The sequence below is a fragment of the Staphylococcus sp. FSL W8-1270 genome (genome assembly GCF_038007165.1).
Lineage (GTDB): Bacteria > Bacillota > Bacilli > Staphylococcales > Staphylococcaceae > Staphylococcus > Staphylococcus hominis.
In genome coordinates, this window is sequence record NZ_JBBOWQ010000001.1 from 1,922,922 (window position 1) to 1,944,805 (window position 21,884).

The 21,884-nt window shown below is 29.0% G+C and carries 22 protein-coding genes and 2 pseudogenes; 8 read left to right on the forward strand and 16 right to left on the reverse strand.

Translation table 11 applies throughout. The features are described 5' to 3' along the window. Positions 1-7: 7 nt before the first annotated feature. Both NSU06_RS09570 and NSU06_RS09575 read right to left on the reverse strand, forming a co-directional pair. Complete coding sequence (locus NSU06_RS09570) at positions 8-307, reverse strand: hypothetical protein (protein ID WP_019834917.1); 300 nt, start codon at positions 305-307, stop codon at positions 8-10. 122 nt (positions 308-429) lie between these two features. Then, positions 430-1,353 (reverse strand): CobW family GTP-binding protein, encoded by a 924-nt coding sequence (locus tag NSU06_RS09575; protein ID WP_145428918.1) that lies wholly within the window; start codon positions 1,351-1,353, stop codon positions 430-432. A gap of 222 nt (positions 1,354-1,575) precedes the next feature. Between NSU06_RS09575 and NSU06_RS09580 the strand changes: the two genes are divergently transcribed. Then, positions 1,576-2,013 (forward strand): MarR family winged helix-turn-helix transcriptional regulator, encoded by a 438-nt coding sequence (locus tag NSU06_RS09580; RefSeq protein WP_048682595.1) that lies wholly within the window; start codon positions 1,576-1,578, stop codon positions 2,011-2,013. Positions 2,014-2,128: 115 nt separating this feature from the next. Here the strand turns inward: NSU06_RS09580 and NSU06_RS09585 are convergent, their stop codons facing one another. Next, positions 2,129-3,796 carry an amino acid ABC transporter ATP-binding/permease protein gene (locus tag NSU06_RS09585; RefSeq protein ID WP_049379644.1) on the reverse strand — a complete coding sequence of 556 codons (1,668 nt, stop codon included), beginning with the start codon at positions 3,794-3,796 and terminating at the stop codon, positions 2,129-2,131. Further along, complete coding sequence (locus NSU06_RS09590; protein WP_049420409.1) at positions 3,780-5,423, reverse strand: ABC transporter ATP-binding protein/permease; 1,644 nt, start codon at positions 5,421-5,423, stop codon at positions 3,780-3,782. Before NSU06_RS09590 ends, NSU06_RS09585 begins: the two co-directional genes overlap by 17 nt. Before the next feature lie 286 nt (positions 5,424-5,709). On the opposite strand from NSU06_RS09590, the gene NSU06_RS09595 reads away from it, so the two are divergent. The 4 genes and pseudogenes from NSU06_RS09595 to NSU06_RS09610 all read left to right on the forward strand — a co-directional run bounded on the left by NSU06_RS09595 (position 5,710) and on the right by NSU06_RS09610 (position 8,221). Beyond that, complete coding sequence (locus NSU06_RS09595) at positions 5,710-6,579, forward strand: undecaprenyl-diphosphate phosphatase (RefSeq protein WP_048761332.1); 870 nt, start codon at positions 5,710-5,712, stop codon at positions 6,577-6,579. A 141-nt stretch (positions 6,580-6,720) separates the two neighbouring features. Then, positions 6,721-7,173, forward strand: a pseudogene (locus NSU06_RS09600) (hypothetical protein); the annotation flags it as partial. A gap of 23 nt (positions 7,174-7,196) precedes the next feature. Next, on the forward strand, positions 7,197-7,658 hold the full coding sequence (locus tag NSU06_RS09605; protein ID WP_049420407.1) for a YaiI/YqxD family protein: 462 nt from the start codon (positions 7,197-7,199) through the stop codon (positions 7,656-7,658). Then, positions 7,655-8,221 carry an LOG family protein gene (locus NSU06_RS09610; RefSeq protein WP_017175980.1) on the forward strand — a complete coding sequence of 189 codons (567 nt, stop codon included), beginning with the start codon at positions 7,655-7,657 and terminating at the stop codon, positions 8,219-8,221. Before NSU06_RS09605 ends, NSU06_RS09610 begins: the two co-directional genes overlap by 4 nt. A gap of 227 nt (positions 8,222-8,448) precedes the next feature. Here the strand turns inward: NSU06_RS09610 and NSU06_RS09615 are convergent, their stop codons facing one another. The 4 genes from NSU06_RS09615 to NSU06_RS09630 form a co-directional block, all read right to left on the reverse strand. Next, entirely contained in the window at positions 8,449-8,994 is a 546-nt protein-coding gene (locus NSU06_RS09615) for a GNAT family N-acetyltransferase (protein WP_017175981.1), read from the reverse strand. A gap of 100 nt (positions 8,995-9,094) precedes the next feature. Further along, positions 9,095-9,391, reverse strand: coding sequence for a hypothetical protein (locus NSU06_RS09620; protein ID WP_049420405.1), 297 nt, complete (start codon positions 9,389-9,391; stop codon positions 9,095-9,097). A gap of 154 nt (positions 9,392-9,545) precedes the next feature. After that, complete coding sequence (locus NSU06_RS09625; protein ID WP_049420403.1) at positions 9,546-9,923, reverse strand: SA0632 family lipoprotein; 378 nt, start codon at positions 9,921-9,923, stop codon at positions 9,546-9,548. A gap of 67 nt (positions 9,924-9,990) precedes the next feature. Beyond that, positions 9,991-10,443 (reverse strand): GNAT family N-acetyltransferase, encoded by a 453-nt coding sequence (locus NSU06_RS09630; protein WP_019834911.1) that lies wholly within the window; start codon positions 10,441-10,443, stop codon positions 9,991-9,993. A 122-nt stretch (positions 10,444-10,565) separates the two neighbouring features. On the opposite strand from NSU06_RS09630, the gene NSU06_RS09635 reads away from it, so the two are divergent. Next, the gene (locus NSU06_RS09635; RefSeq protein ID WP_017175985.1) at positions 10,566-11,255 is read left to right on the forward strand and encodes a DUF1129 family protein; all 690 of its coding nucleotides are present in this window, start codon (positions 10,566-10,568) and stop codon (positions 11,253-11,255) included. 185 nt (positions 11,256-11,440) lie between these two features. Here NSU06_RS09635 and NSU06_RS09640 read toward each other — a convergent pair whose 3' ends face one another. The 3 genes from NSU06_RS09640 to NSU06_RS09650 all read right to left on the reverse strand — a co-directional run bounded on the left by NSU06_RS09640 (position 11,441) and on the right by NSU06_RS09650 (position 14,212). Continuing rightward, complete coding sequence (locus tag NSU06_RS09640; protein ID WP_017175986.1) at positions 11,441-12,661, reverse strand: sugar efflux transporter; 1,221 nt, start codon at positions 12,659-12,661, stop codon at positions 11,441-11,443. 46 nt (positions 12,662-12,707) lie between these two features. Then, positions 12,708-13,562 carry a LysR family transcriptional regulator gene (locus NSU06_RS09645; RefSeq protein WP_017175987.1) on the reverse strand — a complete coding sequence of 285 codons (855 nt, stop codon included), beginning with the start codon at positions 13,560-13,562 and terminating at the stop codon, positions 12,708-12,710. Between the two features lie 92 nt (positions 13,563-13,654). After that, a complete protein-coding gene (locus NSU06_RS09650; protein WP_017175988.1) occupies positions 13,655-14,212 on the reverse strand; it encodes a DUF402 domain-containing protein in 558 nt (185 codons plus the stop codon). Between the two features lie 214 nt (positions 14,213-14,426). On the opposite strand from NSU06_RS09650, the gene NSU06_RS09655 reads away from it, so the two are divergent. Further along, positions 14,427-15,530, forward strand: coding sequence for a 5-methyltetrahydropteroyltriglutamate--homocysteine S-methyltransferase (locus tag NSU06_RS09655; RefSeq protein WP_049382104.1), 1,104 nt, complete (start codon positions 14,427-14,429; stop codon positions 15,528-15,530). Between the two features lie 108 nt (positions 15,531-15,638). On the opposite strand, the gene NSU06_RS09660 is transcribed toward NSU06_RS09655, so the two are convergent. From NSU06_RS09660 to NSU06_RS09680, 5 genes are all read right to left on the reverse strand, one after another. Next, the gene (locus NSU06_RS09660) at positions 15,639-16,130 is read right to left on the reverse strand and encodes a cupin domain-containing protein (RefSeq protein WP_049335017.1); all 492 of its coding nucleotides are present in this window, start codon (positions 16,128-16,130) and stop codon (positions 15,639-15,641) included. Beyond that, the gene (locus NSU06_RS09665; RefSeq protein ID WP_049382103.1) at positions 16,130-16,846 is read right to left on the reverse strand and encodes a YebC/PmpR family DNA-binding transcriptional regulator; all 717 of its coding nucleotides are present in this window, start codon (positions 16,844-16,846) and stop codon (positions 16,130-16,132) included. The genes NSU06_RS09660 and NSU06_RS09665 overlap by 1 nt, the downstream gene beginning before the upstream one ends. Positions 16,847-16,990: 144 nt before the next feature. Continuing rightward, complete coding sequence (locus tag NSU06_RS09670; protein ID WP_002449574.1) at positions 16,991-17,350, reverse strand: transcriptional regulator, SarA/Rot family; 360 nt, start codon at positions 17,348-17,350, stop codon at positions 16,991-16,993. Between the two features lie 149 nt (positions 17,351-17,499). Beyond that, entirely contained in the window at positions 17,500-19,638 is a 2,139-nt protein-coding gene (locus tag NSU06_RS09675) for a helix-turn-helix transcriptional regulator (protein ID WP_070443339.1), read from the reverse strand. A 302-nt stretch (positions 19,639-19,940) separates the two neighbouring features. Further along, positions 19,941-20,609, reverse strand: coding sequence for a Bax inhibitor-1/YccA family protein (locus NSU06_RS09680; protein WP_048761295.1), 669 nt, complete (start codon positions 20,607-20,609; stop codon positions 19,941-19,943). Between the two features lie 699 nt (positions 20,610-21,308). Here NSU06_RS09680 and NSU06_RS09685 point away from each other — a divergent pair. Further along, positions 21,309-21,845 (forward strand): annotated as a pseudogene (locus NSU06_RS09685) (CHAP domain-containing protein); the annotation flags it as partial. Positions 21,846-21,884: the final 39 nt, after the last annotated feature.

Below are 21,884 nucleotides of genomic sequence, written 5' to 3' on the forward strand. Positions count from 1 at the left end.
ACTTTTATTAACCAAATATTTCTCGATTAAGTCCAAAAACGTATAATAAAGTAAAGAAAGTTGCTGCACTTAAAATAGTTAAAATTAGCGTTAATATGAGTGTACGTTTGTACTTATTAATAAATGCGATAAATAATATTCCTAAATTATAAGCAAAGAACAATCCAAATAGTGTCATTGTGATTTTTATATTTGTAAAAAAGATATTTAACAATAGAATAATAATTGCAAAAATTAAATATGGGATTGTAATCCACTTAAACTCAAAGCGAATTTGTTTAGTACGTTTATCTTCATTATGATTCATTAATATATCCTCCTTATTCTATTATAAATGATTTATTTTTTTATTCTCATGACAAGACTGTGACATATTTATTAGAAATTTAGAATACTCATAACCACTCACATAAAAATTAAGGAGTCATTTTAAGTAAATTGAATCATTTCTAATTGGTTTTTCAAACGTGTTGTATCAAGCATTTCACCAATAATAACAATCGTTAATGGCACTTCTCTATCAGTTATTCCATAAGTAGGTAATCCCATTGAAAATTGGAATTCGTATATTGCATCCAATTGATCTTTAAATTTTACAAATCCTTTTAATCTGAATACTTCATCTGGCAAACGCATTATAAATTGGTAAAATAATTGTCGATCAATAGGAGCGCTAAACGTATATTTCATAGATTGTACATTATGATGGTGGACATGAACATGCCTATTAATATCAGTAGATTTATTTTTCACTACTACGTCATCTAATTTACTATATGTAGTCACGTAAATCGTTGCTTTATTATTAATAGAAGCCAATTGTTTTTTTATATTTTCTAATTCTACTTGTGTCACTAAATCCATTTTATTAAGAATAATTACATCACTATATTTAATTTGTTCTTCCATTAACTCATTCGTTTCTGCCGTATATTTCATTCTATTATTAAATCTTAACGCATCAACAAGGCCTATTATTTTAGGAATTTCCACGTCATTAACTATTGTTGGATCTTGACACGCTGCAAAGACTTCTAAAGGATGTGCAATTCCAGTCGATTCAATAAGAATGTGTTGACTTACACCTTCTTTAATCAGTGATTGTAACTGTAATACTAAATCATTATTTAAGTCACAACATACGCATCCATTGATTAATGATTTTACAGTAATATCTTCTTCGATAAGTAAACTATCAACGTCAAAAGAACCGAATTCATTCATAATAATTGTTATTTTCTTATCTTTTTTTAATAATTGGTGTATATAATTATTCAAAAATGTAGTTTTACCACTTCCTAAAAAGCCATTAATAATTGTAATAGATATTTTTTGATTTTTATTATTTATCATTTTAAAAACTCATTTCTATATAAAATGTATTTGAAATTAATATTATAAAAATGTATGTTAGATTACACTTGATTAAAATATCGTTTTCTTCTAAAATTTAAGCATACTTTAATTTTAGCATGGCATTGAAATGAAGTGTGTGATAATTTATATTTTACACAACATAGACGAACTTTAATCCGAAATAAAGAGAAACGGATAAATGTCTGGAGGAGAACTTTAATGTCTGAACAACACAATTTAAAAGAGCAACTTTGTTTTAGTTTGTACAATGCACAAAGACAAGTAAATCGCTACTATTCAAACAAAGTCTTTAAAAAGTACAATCTTACCTACCCACAATTCTTAGTTTTAAGCATTTTATGGGAAGAATCGCCTGTAAATGTTAAGAAAGTAGTCACTGAATTAGCTTTAGATACAGGTACAGTATCACCCTTACTAAAAAGAATGGAAAACGTTGATTTAATTAAACGGGAACGTTCTGAAATTGACCAACGTGAAGTATTTATTCATCTTACTGAAAAAAGTGAAAATATTAAACCCGAACTAAGTGATGCATCTCAAAAAGTTGCCATCGCTTCTTCTTTGAGTAACAATGAAGTCCATGAACTTAATCGTCTATTAGGTAAAATTATTACTGCTTTTACCGAAAACAAATAATGTGACATGCTAGTACTAAACTAATTAAAGTTATTCATTTCAAAATGTAATTTATATATTTATCAATAGTGAAAAACCTGAGATCATTCTTTAAAGCTATCTCAGGTTTTTTATTTTATAATGTATTAATATGAATCATGCGATTTAAATACCCCTTATTTTGACTTAATGATACATAATCTCCGTACTCAACAACCTCACCTTCAACCATTACGATAATGGTATCGAAATATGGAAGTAAGTCTAAATCATGTGTAGCAACAACTAATGTTTCTGCTCGCTTGTTAATTTCTTTCATTACATTGTTCGTATTATCTTCATCAAGCGCTGTAGTTGGCTCATCTAATAGCCAAATGTTAGACGATTTTAAAAATAAACGTGCTAAAGATAAACGTTGAATTTCACCGCCAGATAAAGAAGTTCCATCTAAAGTCAATTGAGTGTTCAAATTTAAGTAACTTAAATTCAACATATTTAAGACATCGATTAAGTTTTCATCTTTTTGATTAGATAATAAATTTTCTCTGACAGTACCATCAAATATTTGTTGAGATTGTAATAACGCATTGATTTCATTATATCTATCGTTTTCATTAATTTGAGTAATAGGTTGACCATACAACTCAACACTACCTTCTTCTGTTTCATATAAACCACATAGCAGTTGCATTAACGTACTTTTTCCTGAACCAGAAGGTCCAATGATAGCTACTTTTTCACCTTTATGGATGGTTAAATTAATATCGTTTAATACTAATGTTTCTTGATTAAAATATTTAAAGTTTAGATTAGAAATACTAAATACAGGTTCTTGTTTTGTCTGTACATTTAACTTAGGTGTAGTTATCGAAGAATTAAACACCTCATTAATATCCGTTAACGCTTGATCTGTATCTGCCTTATAATAAGCAAAATTACTCATTGGAATAGCCTGTTCGAACAAAGTTAAAATCATTAATATCATACTCGTTACATATATAACATCTAAATATCCATGTTCAATTTGTATCACTGCTAAAGCTAAACTTAAAAAAATCGTTACAATAGAAATGAGATTCAATATATAATCATAAAATGTTAAAAATCGATTTTCTTTAGCTTGTAACCTATCATAATATTCTAATGATTTAACGACTTTCTTTTTATATGCATCTTGTTGATTAAAAGTAATTAACTCTTGATAACCCGCTTTATAATCATAAAACTCAGCCAACATTTTTTGTTCATGAGTAGTAACTTGTTGTTTAAGTATACGTACACGCTTAGCACTTAACCATGGTATAATCCATAAATAAAATAGCATACTTATGACAATTAATATAGCATGAGCAATACTAAAATAAATTAATGCAACAGCAGCAATTAGCGCAGTTAAACCTATTACAAAAGGGGGATAATATACACGTAAATATATATTTTGCAGTGACTCCACCTTATTAACCATCCTTGAGATTAAATCGCTCGATCTAAATTTACGATAAATATTAGGCACTCTTGGAAAAAGTTGCTTTACAAACTGTACTCTTATATTCCTTAACATTGTAAATGTAGTTCGATGGGATAATAATCTTTCAACATATCGCGTAATAGCACGTAAAAATCCAAATAATTTTACAGAAACGACAAGTATCATCAATGCGTAAATAGGCATGCCTAGTGCACTTTGAGTTACCATATATCCACTTAGGAAGAACATTGTAAGTGCTATTAGGCTTCCAGTAATGCTGACTAATATAGCTAAAAATAAATCTTTATCTAAATGAAATTTAATATGTGGTTTCATCTTTATTCACCACCTTATTTAATTGCGTAGAAATTTGATTATCATCTTTAATAAGATGACCTTCTTTTACATATAAACGTCGTGTTGCACGACGTATAGTCGAATTACGATGCGCGATTGTAATTGTAGTAGCATGCTTAAAGTTATGCTCTAATGTTTGTTGAACAACACGTTCAGTTTCAATATCTAAACCTGTAGTAGGCTCGTCAAATATTAGAATACTTGGACGTAGTAATAGTACTCTACAAAGTTCTATTCTTCTCATTTGACCTCCAGATAACATTTCCCCACCTTCACCAATTACAGTATGAATTCCTTTATTTAAGCTTAAAATTTTTTCTTTAAGTCCTACTGTTTCTAAAATTTGTAAAATTTTTTCATCTGAAACCTCATTAAACATTGTAATATTATCTTTAACAGACGCCGAAAAAATATATGGATGTTGGTTTAACATACCTATATCTGTAACTTCAGAATTAAATATAATACGACCTTTTGTAGGTGTTATCATTTGCTTAATCAGATTCGCTAGTGTGGATTTTCCAGCACCACTTGGACCAACAATTGCAATGTTTTCTCCTTGATTGATTGAAAAAGTTATATCTTTTAATGCATATAGGGTCGTATTAGGGTATTGATAACTTACTTTATCGAAGTAAATTTGATTTTGCTGATTCTGATTTATGGTAGGCGTGTTAATATTTGATTCTTCAATATTATTTAAAAAATCAAAAATAATATCACTTGCTCCTTCACTTTGTTTACCAGTATGGAAGGCTTGACCTAAATCTTTAATTGCATTGTAAAATTCTGGTGCTAAAATAATCGCAATTACAGCAATTTTAAAATTGATATGGTGAAACACGACTAAACTTAACGTCGCTTCTAGTGCAATTAAACCAATACCTAACATACTTATAAACTCAAGCATAAGACCAGATAGAAATGCACTTTTCAAAATTTTCATCGTTAAATCCCTAAAGTGTGTGCTCTCTCTATAAATACGATTTTCCGTCTCCGTTGTTCGTCTAAATAGTCTTAAAGTAATCAAACCTTTAGCTATATTTAAAAAGCGTTGGCTGAATTGATTTAAATACGTCATTTGTTCTTTAGATTCGTCTCGTGTTTTCAAGCCAAAAATAATATAAAACAATGGAATAAATGGTGCAGTAACCGCCATAATAATAGCAGTGTTAAGATGTATAAAACACATTACACTAATAATGACGAGTGGTATGAACATAGATTTAAACACTTGCGGCAAGTAATTATTAAAAAAGGGTGTAATTCCATCTATAACTTCAGTTAAAATGTTTGTTTGTACGCCAATTGAAGCTTTAGACTTACTTGTTATTATTTTTTGACGAAGGTCATGTTTAACTTTGTAAGCTAAAATATCCCCTAATCGTTGATTCAACATATTAAACGTTACTCTCAAAATTAATACAATTAAAATAGTAAATAACAATGAATAGATAGATGAAAGCTTGTGGTACAAGACTTGATTCAAAAACTCAGCAATTCCAATATTTTGAATCACTACACATATGGCTAACAATACACTAGTCATTCCCATAAAAATTGGAAATAATTTATATTTAAAGACTAAACTCATTAAATTTTTCAACTTTCTTCACCTAATGCTTTATTATAGAAGCTTGATCACAAATAATCATTTAATTGATTTCAAAGTTAAGTGACAATATTATGTCATTTCTTTGAATTCATCATCTTCCACACAATACAACAAAATAATATTTTATTTCAAAACAACATGACATTATTGTCATATACACCGGTAATTATTAGTAAATTATTATTTCAATATGCTATGATAATAAAGTGAATTTTTTAAAATAAAATATTTAGCATAAATAAAAGTTCATTTTTTACATAAAAGAAAGAGGTTACTTATGATAATTATTGAATTTATTAAGGCGTTAATTTTAGGTATTGTAGAAGGTCTTACTGAATTTGCTCCTGTTTCATCTACTGGACATATGATTCTTGTAGATGATATGTGGTTAAAATCGTCTCAATTTTTAGGTTCTCATTCAGCTTTTACTTTTAAAATTGTCATTCAACTAGGTTCTGTTTTTGCTGCTGCATGGGTGTTCCGTGAACGTTACTTCGAAATGTTACATATTGGAAAATACAAACACGTTGCTCATAGTGAGGGAATGCGTTCTAAACCTCGCCGATTGAACTTACTTCATGTATTAGTAGGTATGATTCCAGCTGGAATTTTAGGTGTTCTTTTTGATGACTTTATTGAAGCGCATTTATTTAGTGTACCTACTGTAATGATTGGTTTATTCATTGGCGCTATTTATATGATTATTGCTGATAAATACAGTACTAAAGTAAAACATCCGCAAACAGTCGATCAAATTAATTATTTACAAGCATTTGTCATTGGTATTTCTCAAGCAGTCGCAATGTGGCCTGGGTTCAGTAGATCTGGATCAACAATTTCTACTGGGGTATTAATGAAACTCAATCATAAATCTGCTTCTGATTTCACGTTTATTATGGCAGTTCCAATTATGTTAGCAGCAAGTGCATTATCATTACTTAAAAATTATCAATATATTGATCTTGCACATGTCCCATTTTATATTATTGGATTCTTAGCAGCATTTATTGTCGGTTTAATCGCTATTAAAACGTTCTTACATTTAATTAATAAAGTGAAGTTAGTACCATTTGCGATTTATCGAATCGTATTAGTTATTTTCATTGCTATTCTTTATTTCGGATTCGGTATTGGTAAAGGAATTTAATGATATGACACTAAAATTCTTTTTGAATTTTAGTGTTTTTTTATAAAAATTTTAAATCACTATTTTAATCTAGTGCAATCGTTTGAATTCCTGTATCATAGGGTAATGAAAGAGAAAGAAAATTTTATGGAGGCAACGAGTATGGACAAAAAACAAGTTATTAAAACAGTAATTAACGTGTTACCGATATTTATCGTACCACTAGTTGTAGAACGTAAAAAAATCAAGTCTCATCCAGATGTTCAAAAAGCTTCGCATGCAACTTCACATGCTACACATACAGTAGCAAATAAGGCATCTGATGTTAAAGATTACTTTGGTGATAAAAAACAAGAGTTCGATAATAAGCGCGAACTCAAAAAAATTGCTAAAGAAAATGACCCTAAATATATTAAGAAAAAAGGATCAAAATTAGCTAAAAAGAACCATAAACAATCTTCTAAATTAGAGAAAAAGCTTCAAAAAAATATTGATAAACGTCATAAAGAAGAAGAAAAAATTCAAACACATAATGAAAAACAGCGAATTAAAGAAATGAAGAAATATGATAACTATAATGCCGACAGTATTATCACTCAAGATAAAGTTTTACATTCAGAAAAGGCTACAAATAAATAATGACAACCATATTTGTTGATGGTGATGCTTGTCCAGTCGTTAATGAAATTATTGATTTAACAGCTGAGACAGGCTTTTTTGTTACGATTTTACGGAGCTTTAGTCATTTTTCTCATTCTCATTATCCAAGTCATGTAAATATATTATACGTTGATGATGGACTAGATGCAGTGGATTACAAAATTATACAACTTGTAACAACTAGCGATATTGTGATTACTCAAGATTATGGATTAGCTAGTTTGTTACTAAAGAAAGCTAGAATTATAATGCATCATAAAGGATTTATCTATAACGAAAATAATATAGATATATTACTTCAACAGCGTTATAATAATGCACAAATTAGAAAACAAGGTGGACGTCATAAAGGACCCTCCCCTTTTTCAAAAGCAGACCGACAGCATTTTTGTGATGTTTTTCAAACCTTACTTAATCAATTAATGGAGGATACAAAATGAAACGTATAGCAGTATATTGTGGAGCAAGTAAAGGGAATAATCCTATTTATGTTAAAGAAGCATATCAATTAGGAAAATATATGGCTGAACAAGGTTATGAACTCATTTTTGGAGCGGGTTCAGTAGGTATCATGGGCGCTATTCAAGATGGCGTACTAGATTACGGAGGCCGTGCAATTGGAGTGATGCCTAAAATGTTAGATGAACGTGAAATTACAAGTCAAAAAGTAAGTGAGCTCATTCTTGTAGACTCAATGCACGAACGCAAAGAAAAAATGACTGAATTAGCAGATGCTTTTGTTATGGCACCAGGAGGAGCTGGTTCTCTTGAAGAATTTTTCGAAATGTATAGCTGGGCACAAATTGGTATACATCAAAAACCAATCGGCATCTTTAATTTAAATGGATTCTTTAATCCGCTTCAAATTTTGATTGATCATATGATTGAAGAAGGTTTTATCGATAAAAAATATAAAGAGTTAGCACCTTTATATGACACTAAAGAGGCTCTAATTGATGGATTACTTAATTATAAACCTCTTGGTGTTAGAACCTATGATTGATTAATATTATAAAAAAGATGGGCCAACGAATTCTTTCTGAATTTGTTGGCCCATCCTAGTTTCGGCATCAAATATAGAGACTTTCGTGTTAAGTGTTTCTATATTTGCGTCTAGGACTAGAAATAAATTTGTTTTTTATCGTCACATTTTTAATGTAGTCCATAACTTTTAATATGCTAAAAGCCTCTAGGGTTTCTATTTATCTTCTAGTATTTATTTATTAATATTTATATGTTTAACTTTTTTTGATATCTTACATGTCTTTTAAGTGGATGATATTTACTTAGGTCAGGTAGTTCAAAATAATCAAATAATGACATCCCAATTTTTTCCATTACTTTTCGAGAGGCCAAATTCCCCTCAGCAGTAAGACTAAATACTTCTTCTATGCCTTTTTCTTTTGCATACTCTAAAACAGCCATAGCACCTTCAGTAGCAATACCATTCCCCCATACTTCAGGGATAAGTCGCCATCCAATTTCATATATAGGTAAATTTTCAAAAGGATATTTACTATCTTTTGGTAAGTAGTTTAACCCTATATATCCTAGCCATGCTCCTGTCTCTTTAAGCTCAACAGCAAACAGCCCAATTCCTTTTTCTTTTAAAATATCATCCATTCGTTGCATATCTAATTCTGAACGTCTATAACTTAATAGACTTGGAAAATAGCGTCTTACCTGAGGATTTGCATTCATTTTTTGAAAAGATAATAAATCTTTTTCTTCCCAATCACGCAATCTCAATCTTTCTGTTTCTATATAAACAACCATTTATCCACACTCCATTACCCAAATACAATTATGAAAAAAGTGTGACATGGAGTATATAACCATAACACACTTCGTTTCGTTCATTTTGATTAAAAAATTATTAATTTTTTGAAATATAACTTATTAATTCGATATGTACTGGAATTTCTTTTAACTTATTACGTTGATTTTTAGGTGCTACAAATGTTGCATCGATATAATCATTACGATGATTAAGTTTAAAAGTAGCTACAAATGTATCACTTTCTGATTCAAAATTTGGCAAGTGTGCTACAACACGTTTAATGTCTCCAGTTGAATGAGTTACTGTACGTCCAGTAATATTTTCAATCTCTTTACCTAATTCTGGAAGTGTAAGGTCACGTCCCTCTAGAATTTGAAAATCATGTTCATGCATAGTTATCTCTCCAATACTATAAATTATGTGCTGAATTTTATTATTATATTTTTAAACTTTATTTTCAAATATATGGATATTATATTCAAAATGTATTTAAGTACTATTACCCTTCTTATTCTATCGCCAAACCTGCAGCCTTTTAAAACCGATATTAGTTGTTCTCTGTAGCCGAACTAGAGCTTGTATTATTACTTGATTGTTCACTATTTGAGTCACTACTTTGTTCTTCAGTACTACTAGAACTTTCATTTGATAAATTCGTTTGACTTGAGTTATCCTTTTTGGATTTTTCAGTTTCTTGTTTAACTGATTCTTTGGCAACAGAACTATCTACTTCTTTTTGTAACTTTTCTCGTTGCGCATTGAGCTTTTCTTTTTGTTTCTCTAGATTATTTTTTTCATTTTTTAAATCTTTATTTTCTTTTTCTAGCTGTTTAATATCATTTTCTAAAGATACTTTTTCTTCACTTTTACCACATGCTGACAATATTAAAGTCGCTAATAGTAAAAGTACAATCCACTTCTTCATATATTTCTCCTTTAAATATATATCAATAACACTTATTTTAACATGAAATGTGGCATGATTCATTTTATTATTTTAAGTCTTTTCGCATTTTAACATGAGTTATATCATATCCTTGTTCACGATTGATATGAATCATTTGTTCATTATTCGCATCCACTGTGCTTTCGATAGAATGTGCATCTTTTTCTATCGCCCATTGTTCTAATGCCAATTTTAAATTAGTAGCTATCCCACTGTTTCGACAATGAGGGTGTGTATATAACATTTCAATCGTTACCACTTTCGTACTCGTTTCAAAATGACCCCAAATGAAAGCAGAAGGTTCTCTAAAATCATGTTTTGACTCAATAACATAAATAATATCTTGGTTCATGTTTAATCTTCTCTCAATCATTTCTTGTCTTAAAGCTATAGAGAGCGTTGTAGCATGATAATTTAATCCACTTTTTTCTAAGTAATATTCATGAATACTTGCAATATTCTCAATTAATTGATCATCAGTAATTGAAAGACTTCTCATTTTATATTCTCCCTATTTATACATTATATTCTTTACATAACTATGATATGATTATTCATATTTAATATATAATAATCAACTTTTAAAACTTTTAAACATTTTTATTTTTAAGGGGATAATAAATGAAATCGACTGCAACATTAGCCCGCGAAAACAACGTGAAATCCATGCGTTTAAATAATACGGATCGAGAAATCTTTGAAAACTATATGACTTATATTAGATCAGATTTACGTGTAAATCCGCATGATAGTGAACTCATGCTCAATCGTATTTTGAAGGAGTTACTTGCCGCAGAAAATGATGGAACTTTAGCTCTTGAATTTTTCGATCATGACCCAAAAGCACACGCTAAAAAACAACTTAAATCCCTACCAAATGAAACATTTAAAAATATTGTTAAATCTATTTTTAGAAATTTTATCTTTTTAATGGGTATATTCTTTTTCTTTAAGGGGTTTATCGGTTTTTTTGTTCCTGATAATCATAATGAAGTATATTTATATACCTTTCCTATTACGCTCATCATTGGTTTAACTATTATATTTCTCTTTATTTTAGTCGTTTTTAAAACTGTTCAATTACAGTGTTTTAATAATTCGCATTGGATTTGGTGGTTTAATTACTGTATTATTGCATTACTAGTAGTAGCACTATTTTATGTATTTTTTATTCCACAGTCATTTTTAGCATATGGACCTAGTATTCAAATTAATAATTGGGCATTTATTATCATTTCTATAATTATTACACCTATTGCTTTCTATATAGAACATCATTTTGTTGATGAAGATTCAAATACTGTGTTATAAAAATATGAAATAAGAGCTTAGAACATTATTCTCAAAAACATAACAACTCTTTGAGCTACATATAAATTAAATAATTATAAAAAAGACCCTTTTTCTATTATTTCAATAGAAAAAGTGGTCTTTTTCATTTGTCGAAGGATTTAAAGTCCCAGACTTTTATTTTCATACATAATCATTTCTTTTAATTATTGTATATTCATAGTTGAGGATGTAAACTTTTGATCTTTAGTGAACAATATTAAAATCATACCAATAAAAATAGATAAGGCAGAAACATAAAAAACGTTTTCTAATCCAACCCAATGACTCATTACGCCACCTAATAAATTTCCACATAATTGTCCTATTACCATTGCATTAGCAAATAAAGTCGACGCATAACCAGGAAAGTCAGGTAGTATATCTTGGAAATAACTAATACCCAGTCCTAATAAAATCGCTAAATAAAATGCTAAAAATACTTGTCCTATCATCATCATATATATATTTTCAAATATACCAATACTAAAATAAAATAGACCCCCACTTATGGCTCCTAGTATAAGCAAAGTGCGTGTAGATAATTTGGATGCTAAAATCCCTAATATAACCATAAAAGGCACCTCTAAGCCAGCACATAAACTTGCTAAAGTACCTACATAACCTTCTCGTTCTTTCAAATATTCTGTAACGAATAATGGCATATTCATTGTATACATCCACTGACCAATATGTAGAAGTATAAAAGCAATAAATGGAATAAATAAAGCTTTATCTTTTAACATATTAGGTGCAGTTATTTCAATACTAGCAGTATCTTTAACTTGTTCGTTTATAGTCAGATTTAAATCTTTATAAAAGAATATTTGTAACAACAGTGTAAATAATAAAATGATAACTGTGCCGCCAAATAGCCCTGCGTAGCCCATAAATTGAATGAGATATGCACCAATGAGTGGACCAAATAAAAAGCCAAAAGAGAACATTGATCTTAAGACAGTATTAGCAAATTTTGCATTATTTCTGGATGAAGACGCATTAATAGATTCTCTAGCGGATGCATATAATTGGGGCATTGCAGGTGCGAATAATCCTTGAAATATCGCATATACTATAATAAATAGCCATATATGATGGATGTAAAAATATATAGAAAAACTAAGTGCTCCCATAAATAATGCACAAATAATAAGTATTTTCCGATTAAGATGATGTGTATCTGAAAATCTAGCAACAATCGCATTTACAGTAAATTGACTGACTGCAGCCAAAGCTAAAAGAACACCAAACTGATTTGTCGACATTCCTAGTTCATTTGTTGCGAATAAAACAAAGTATGGCACTGTAATGGCAATACCCATTCCTAAGAGCATCATATTAATAAGAAATAATTTATAGTTTTTAATATGCAATAGTGCTGAAAACATATATTATACCTCTATTCTTCTTTTAAATTGCAATATTGATTAACTATTATTTAGTAAAATTAAGCATTAAAGAAACAAAAGCATCAACTTGTGGTAGTTGCAATATACTACTATCATAACTCATATACGTTGAGCGGATTAACGGAAGACCATCAATGTTGACTTTTTCAAATTCAAATACGTGATGATCAATATTCTTCATCATTATTTCTGGAAGAATAGTTACTCCTACACCACTTATTAGCATTTCTTTACATGTTGCCACTTGATCTACTGTAATGGTAGCATGATAATCTTGTCCAAATTTTTCACTATACCAATGATTAATTTGATTGATATATATTGGATCTGCTTGAAATTCAATAAATGGTAACTTTGACACATCTTCATGACGTTCTTTTGGATAAATAAAATAATGTTCATCATCAAATAAATGGATATTTTTTAAATTCATTACTTTATTCCCTCTGGTAATTAAAAGGTGATAATCTCTATGATTAGATCTAATTTGCTCTGTTGAACCCACTTGAACTTGTATTTCTACATTAGGAAATTGTGTATTATACAAACTCAATACACGGGGCAATATTGTTTGTCCAATTAAAGATGAACATCCTATAGATATGGTTCCATTTACTTCCCCTATATGTGCTTGTATTTTATCGAAAAACATTTTTTCTCGATTCAACATATCACGTGCATGTTCGATAATCATTGCACCTTCTGTAGTAGTAATTAATTGTTTTTTAGTACGAATAAATATTTCTACTCCAAACGCATGTTCAATTGCTTTTAAGCGTTGCGTGACTGCTGGTTGTGATATATATAAAATTTCAGCAGCTTTTCTTAACGTTTTCGTCTCATCTAATGTAATTAGTAATTGATAATCTTCAATTTTCATAGCTTCCCCCTTATGTTTATCCACGAATACGGCTATGATGGTAAATAAAATTGATACTATTTCATTATTGTTTTAGTATTAAAGAAATATAATTACGCTTTCTTATGCTTATTTAATTTACCTATCATCTTTTTATAACAATGCATAATTCGATGATGTATCTCTGCAAAATTGTCCTCAATCTCAATCATCAATTGATGAGCGATAATATAGGCTTCATGGTATTGTTTCTTCGTAATTTGTCCATTTTTCAAAGCTAGTTCTAAATCATGTTCATCTACTAACTCATATTCACCAGTGGATGGTAAAACCAACACATCTAAAAATAAATCTAATGTTCTCGCGTTCCCTTTTTGAGTAATATTTTTAATGTTAATATCAAAATAGTACTCTAATGGATTCCCCTTATCATCAAACATTGCAGTAATACTATAGCGTTTTTTTTCTGGCAAAATTTGTAGCCATTTATAGTTATTATCTACTACAACTACATTTTGATCGACCACCGTCACCTCTAAAGGCTCACGCACCTTTTTCATCGTGACCAAGCCAATAATACCTTTAAACCTATTATTATTTACCTTAACTTCTATGTAATCACGTTCAATTAGGCGACGCCAGTGACGTTTATCTATGTATTTAATTTTCATAAAGCCACCAACTCCTTGTCATTATTATATTAAACTAAGTAAACCATGTCATCTTATGCCATGCTTTATTACTTTTAGCATATAAATTTATTAATTTTTCAATTTCATTTTACTACAACTATTAAATTTTTAGGTAAAATTGACAAAAACACTAAGATTTGATAGTTTTATTCTATATTATCTGAAAATTCTAAATAAAAGGAGCGTTTTATATATGACAGTTAGACCTTTTCGAGCAGATCACGTGGGAAGTTTATTACGTCCTAAACGCCTAAAAGAAGCGAGATTTAAGTTTAATAATAACGAATTATCTTTAGAAGAATTAACACGTATTGAAGATGAAGAAATCGAACGTATTATTGAAAAACAAATTGAGATTGGTTTACATAGCATTACAGATGGAGAATTTCGTAGAAGTTGGTGGCACTTTGATTTTCTGGAGAATATTAATGGCGTAGAAGGATATACTCCTGACCACGGATTAGAATTTGAAGGTGTAGAAACACGTGCACATAATGTGAGAATTGTGGACAAAGTATCATTTAATCCAAATCATCCACACTTTGAACACTTTAAGTTTTTATATAAAAAAGTGGCTGGTCGCGCAACTGCTAAAGTATCAATACCTAGTCCAAATCAATTATTCCACCCTAATATTTTAAATGAAACGATTTACCCTAATATAGAAGATTTTGCAAATGATATTGCAAAAGTTTATCATGAGACGTTACAAGCATTTTATGACTTAGGAGCACGCTATATTCAATTAGATGACGTATACTGGGCTGGTTTAACTGACGGTACTCAAAAAGTGAGAGGTCGTCAACGCTCTGAAGATGAAAAACTAAAAGCACGTGATTTAGCCTATAAAGTGATTAATAAAGCGATCGAAGGACTACCAAATGATTTAATTCTGACTACTCATATTTGTCGTGGTAACTATAAATCAACTTGGGCAATTTCTGGAGGATATGAAGCCATCGCCCCTTACCTATTTAAAGAAAATTTAAATGGTTTCTTTTTAGAGTATGATGATGAACGTTCAGGTGATTTCGAACCACTTCGTTTCTTTAATGACAATGCTTATGCAGTTCTAGGACTTATCACCTCTAAAACAGGTGAATTGGAAAATAAAGACACAATTAAAAAAAGAATTAAAGAAGCAGAACAATATGTAAATATTGACCATATCTGTATTAGTCCACAATGTGGTTTTGCTTCTACAGAAGAAGGCAACGCTCTAACTGAACAAGAACAATGGAACAAATTAGCTTATGTTGTAGAATTAGCTAATGAACTTTTTGGCACGGCTGAATAGAAAATGGTCAGAAATGTTGTCCTCTATCTCTTTTTAAAATAAATCTTTTTAAAAAAGACACTTCATTCATGTAGTTATACTTAACTAGATGAATGAAGTGTCTAATTATTAATACTCAATGTTTTTCAATGCATATTTTTGAATCATTCGGCGATATTGTGGATATGCTTCTGTCAACTCATCTTGTGTGAATAATTCAAAATACTTAAATTCAAATGCAGGTTGACACATACAGCCTACTAAACTATAACCTTCCGAATGAGGTACACTCGAAGCAAAAATGGTTCCTTTGGGAACAACATATTGTAGTACTTCTCCATGGTCTACATTTGGACCTAACAAGACACTACGATATTGGCCATCTTCAGTTAACATATGTATCTCTAGTGATACACCAGCATGATAATACCATACTTCATCAGCATCTATACGATGAAAATGCGAAATATCATCTGCTTTTAATAAGAAAAGTATACTACTAAAAGATGCCCTTTCATCTTTCTTTACACCCTCCGGTCGAATAGTTTCTTTATAATATCCACCTTCTGGATGAGATTCCAAGTCTAACGATTGTATCCAAAACGAAGCCGTGTGTTTCACTATTTTAAGTCCACATTATGGAAAACATTTTGAACATCTTCTAAATCTTCAAGTGCATCAATAAGTTTTTCAAGTGTTGCTTGATCATCTGCTGAAAGTTCAATATCAGTCTGAGGTAACATTTCAAACTCTGCAATTTTAAAGTCTTCTACACCTGATTGACGTAGTACCTCTTGTACTTGTGCAAATTGATCAGGTTCTGCATACACAATCGTCAAGCCATCTTCTTCAATAACGTCTCTTACATCTACATCTTGTTCCATCAATGTTTCTAGGACGTCATCGGCAGATTTTCCTTCGACACCAAACGTTGCAGTATGGTCAAACATATAAGCCACTGAACCAGATACACCCATATTACCACCATTTTTTCCAAATGCTGCTCTAACATCTGATGCTGTACGATTCACATTATTAGTTAAGGCATCTACAATAAGCATGGAACCACTTGGACCAAATCCTTCATACCGTAGATGGTCATAATTTTCATCTCCACCGCCTTTAGCCTTATCGATGGCTCTATCTATAATATGATTTGGAACAGAATATGTTTTTGCTCTTTCTAGCACAAGTCTTAATGCTTGATTTGATTCAGGATCTGGCTCTCCTGATTTAGCTGCTACATAAATTTCTTTACCAAATTTTGCATATATTCTACTAGTATTTTTATCTTTTTGGGCTTTTTTTTCTTTAATATTATTCCATTTACGTCCCATATTGTCATCTCGCTTTCTTACTCAATACTACTTATTATATAGTATTAATAATTTATTGTCTAAATTGAAAAAAACGTTACTTCCTTATAAAAAATAAAATACTGACAAAGCATCCCCTTGTCAGTACTCTCCCAATTCATTTAGTTAATTATCTAAAAATCTTTCTACATCATTAAATAAAGCATTAAATTGATCAATATTAGATTTGTTCATATAGATAAAAATTTTACGTTCATCTTCTGTTGATCGAACTTTACTTAATTTCTCTTTTTCTATTAATCTGCGTATAGAAACAAGTAATTTTGTTCTACTTAATTCTAGTTCTTCAATTGCAACTTTTAAGAATGTTTGCATTAAAATTTGATCGTCTGCTGTGTATTCATAAGCTAATTTTAATAAAGCTAAATCATTTAAGGTTAGTTTGTATTCTTTCTCTATATATTCAGACAACGCTTTATATTGTTTATAGATTTTCAGCAAGCGATTTAATTCATCGTTACTCAAGCATTTGCACCTCCAATAAAAGCGAACAATTCAACATATATTATCCTTTAATTTTGGAGTTCTGTCTTTTGCATTTGTTTTGAATTTTTTGTTAAATTTACCAACAAACTCAAATATTGTTGTGCAAAACTTTTTTGAGATGAAATTTATTATTTATATATCTCAATTATATAAAGCCCGTTATAATCAAGTTTAATTTGTAATGCCTCTTTATTAAAGTCATGTTCTCTAATTTTAAAAGAAGAATGTAATAAACGATTTACTTTCTTCAAGAATGTTTTAGACCATTGATAACGATTACGTATGTCTTCAGTAATAATATGATTAATATTGCCGTTATAATCATCAATCTTTTGAATTTTTATAAGATGATTTTTATTTGTCTTATGTTTAAAATCTACATATATATCAGTTTTTTCATAATTAGCATTTCGTGATTCACTTTCTAGAACACGCCAATCATATATAAATAGTATGAATTTATTTTCTTTTTCAATCACTATATAATGATCTTTAATGTATTTTGGTTCCTGACTAAGCGTCATGATATGTGCCATCATTGTCCCTAATATTGTTTTAAAACCTTTTTCATCAAAAAGATGTAAAGCATTAAATTGATGACTATCCTGTCTAAAATTGAAACCAATACCGTCAAAGTGTTGAGCTGATTTAATATTTGTTTCTACAATTAACGGGGCACTACTATTTAAGTCATTATATTCACTATTTAAAAATACATGATTTTCAACGTTTAAAAATATTATTCTTTGATTTTCTAAATCAATGTGATTTAAAATTTCACGTATATTTTGATAACGTAATATATTCTTTACTAATAAACGATTATTATCTTCTATTAAATAGGGTTGATTTAGTTTTGAATTATCAATAAACAGAAATTGGAAATTCACTCTTTTAATTTGCGATTCTAAAGTTTTAAATAAAACTGGATTATTTAGCAAGTTACTAATTTCTAATCCAAAAGAAAACCGATTTGTTTTATGTTGTATTTTTAATATCATACGATAAATGGCTTTTAAATCAATCTTTTCTAAATCAAAAACAATACCTAATTCGTGATTTACATTTACTTCAACTTGGTTTATTTCAAGATAATCTAATACATTTTCATATGTCATTTCAAGGAAGTTAATTAGATTTAAATCCTCAAGTTTAAAACTTATATTTAGATTTTTTCTAATAATATATTCAAATATTCGCTGAAGTTCTTTAACAGTGAAGTGTTCTTTTATTTCCTTCATATCCACTCTTACATAAATCATTAATGATGGACTCTCGTCAAGATAATCGATATATTTCTCTAAAAATAACAGTTTTATTTCTTCAATCGTATTGATCTGTACTATACATTGATAAGGTTTAATAAACGTATCTAATTTTGAATCGATATATATTTTATGTTCTGTTTTCTTTTGATAATAATATTGTTGTGACTGAATCATATCTCTTATATTTTGTAGACTATCATCAATATGCGTTTCATAATCCATAAAAATCATTTTTTCATATTTATTACACGATCTATATTCATTTGGTGTCATTCCCATATAACTTTTGAACGTTTTAGAATAACTTGATGCATTACTAAACCCTACTTTTTCACTAATTAAACTAATCGTATCGTCTGTTTTCAATAATAATTCAAATGAATTTGCAATCTTCAAAGTGTCTACATAAGTTTTAAAACTAATATTTAACAACTGTATAAATTGTGATGATAAATTAGATTTAGATGTAAATAGATTAGATGAAACGTCTTTTAATGTTAATTTCTTTTCAATATTTTCATTAATATAGTCTAATACTTCACTTAACTCCCCATAATAAGCATAATTATATTGATCATTAGCAATATCTATTTCAACACTGCCTTGTCTTCCAATAATTTGAACAATGTCAACTATGTATTTGTTATCTTCTGAAACAGATTTATGATTAATATGATTCATTGTTATCTGTAATAATGCTTTTTTTATTGCATTAATAGATTTAACTAAATTAATTGAATATTTATAATCAAAGAAATTAAATCCTTCTTCTTTAAACCAATCACTTGCAATATAAATCATTATTGTTTTCTCATTCTTATTAATTGAAAAAATATCTTTATTGTTTATGACGTAGATATCATTATTAATCGTCACTTTTTTGGCAAAATGTTGAATTTCTAATGAACCTTCTATTGGGAACAGCAATATAATACCATCTTGACAACGTGTCATTTGATATTCATGCTTAGTAAGTAGGTGAAAATACCCATTAGACATATACTAACCTCTTTCTAATCTTGGTAGTCCTTCTTTTAATGTGTTTATATAAAAATGCTAATTTATAAGTGTTTAAATGTAAATCTATCACAACATTAATACTAAATCAAAAATACGTATAAAATTAAATTAAGTTTAATTTTATATTAAATATATTTCATAATCATTTAAAAAAGATGCTCCATGATTGCCTTCTTACTTTAATAAAATAAACAGCTTTAGACTACTCTTTACTTAAAATGTTTTGAAAACAATGTGAAAACATCTTTTCTAAATATTCAACTTATTATAAATATGAATGTCTAGTTTTTAAAGCGATTTGCTAAATTCAATATATCTTTGATGATATTTAATAAATTAAGAAATAAATTAAAACCCATTTCTCTTGGCGTAAATCTACCATGTTTCATACGATTAAAATCAAATAATGTATATAGTAAAAACAAGACTAAACTAACCATTGTAATAACGATATGGAATATTGAATTATGAATAAATAAGCCAACTAGACTAGCAATAATAAGGGCAATTAACGTTACAAATAAATATTTACCTAAGCTAGAAGCATCATTAATAACAAAATACCCCAATATTCCAAATACAATGAACGCTATAATGGCTAACAATATATTTTTATAAAAAACGTCTGCGCCTAAATTTTGCATATACATTGAAAATGTTGCATACGATAATAAGCCAATAATAATAGCATAGATATGCGAAATAATAAGACCATATTTACGTGCTCTTTTAATAAATAACGTCGCTAATACAATAACAAATAATGTAATTGATAAAGGACGTCGCCATTCTACAGGCAAATATTGACCTAAATAACAGCCAATCCCAAAAATAAGCCAATAATATGTAAAAAATAGCCAAACTTTACGATATGCATGGTTTTGTTGAGTATTATCTTTTGAACGTGCGTTTTGATGTTGATGATTTACTAAATTTGAAGAACTTGACATCTTATACTCCTCTTTTAAATAGTGTCTTACAATAATTGTACAATATTTGTTGAGAATAAAAAAATAGTATAATTTATTTACTTTTAAGTAGGTATCTTATCAAGAAAATACAAAAATTATTACAAGTTTAAATCATTAAAAACAATTCAAACTACCTCTTACACGATACGTCCTTGCTTCAATTTTACTATAAAAAATATTACAAATTTCTTTTTAAATAAATTTAATTTTATCTAAATAAAACTGTTGAAGACTACTGTATCAAGGGTTTTTATCTGTTTACAAAAAATAGTATTACTTTTAATAATATTACAAGATAATAACAACCCACATATTCTTATATTTTTTTGATAGTATATGTATGTGATATAAAAAGGTAAATTATACAAATTTAACAATATTAAATTCTAAAATTCAAGGAGGATACGTAGTTTGAAAAAGTTAGCTTTTACGTTGTCTATTGCGTCAGGAGCTGTAGCATTTTTCTCTCATCATGCTGAAGCATCAACACAACATACTGTTCAACCTGGAGATTCTTTATGGAGTATTGCAAACAAATACAATACAACTATTGATGAGCTTAAACGAAATAATCAATTAAATGGTAATTTAATTTTTCCAGGACAAGTACTAACTATTAATGAATCGTCAACTACAACATCTACTACATCAAGTAGTTTATCAAGTAAGTCTTCTACTACTTATACTGTTCAATCTGGTGATTCACTTTCTCGTATCGCTAATAAATATGGAACTTCAGTTACTAACTTAATGAATGCAAATAATTTGAAAAATTATTTAATTTATCCTGGTCAAGTATTAAAAATTCCAAGTAGTTCGAGTACTACAAACTCATCATCTACTACTGCTTCTCAAAGCACTGGTTATGCTTCACCAACCTTTAACCATCAAAATTTATACACTGCTGGTCAATGTACATGGTATGTGTTTAATCGTCGCGCCCAAGCTGGATCACCCATTAGTACATATTGGTCTGATGCTAAGTATTGGACTTATAATGCTGCCTCAGATGGTTATATTGTTAATCATACTCCTACTGTTGGAGCAATTATGCAATCGACTGCTGGGTATTATGGCCATGTAGCATACGTGGAGCGTGTGAATCCAGATGGTAGTATTCTAATTTCAGAAATGAATTATACATATGGTCCTTATAACACAGATACTCGTGTGATTCCTGCTTCATTAGTTTCTAACTATAACTATATTCATTAATATGATTCAAACCACAAAATAAGCTTGAGACATGTTTAT